The sequence below is a fragment of the Bradyrhizobium sp. CSA112 genome, from assembly GCF_029051645.1.
Lineage (GTDB): Bacteria > Pseudomonadota > Alphaproteobacteria > Rhizobiales > Xanthobacteraceae > Bradyrhizobium.
The window spans coordinates 1-432 of the sequence record NZ_JAACFS010000149.1 but is presented as its reverse complement, the minus strand read 5'-3'; the positions used below and the strand labels follow the sequence as shown (position 1 = coordinate 432).

Annotated in this window: 1 rRNA gene; it reads left to right on the top strand. The window is 53.5% G+C overall.

Going from position 1 to position 432, the window contains the following annotated elements:
• A 23S ribosomal RNA gene (locus GWE18_RS42075) occupies positions 1–432 on the top strand; the annotation flags it as partial.

Sequence of the window (432 nt, the reverse complement as noted above, 5' to 3'; positions counted from 1 at the left end):
TTTAAAGAAAGCGTAATAGCTCACTGGTCGAGTCGGTCTGCGGGGAAGATTTAACGGGGCTAAGCACAGAACCGAAGCTTGGGGTGCATACTTTGTATGCGCGGTAGAGGAGCGTTCCGTAAGCCGTTGAAGGTGGATTGAGAAGTCTGCTGGAGGTATCGGAAGTGCGAATGCTGACATGAGTAACGATAATGCGGGTGAAAAACCCGCACGCCGAAAGCCCAAGGTTTCCTTGCGCAACGTTAATCGGCGCAGGGTGAGTCGGCCCCTAAGGCGAGGACGAAAGTCGTAGTCGATGGGAAGCAGGTTAATATTCCTGCACCTCGCGTAAGTGCGATGGAGGGACGGAGAAGGTTAGGTGTACCAGGCGTTGGTTGTCCTGGGGAAAGGCGGTAGGTTTGGATCTTTGGCAAATCCGGGATCCTCTAAGAC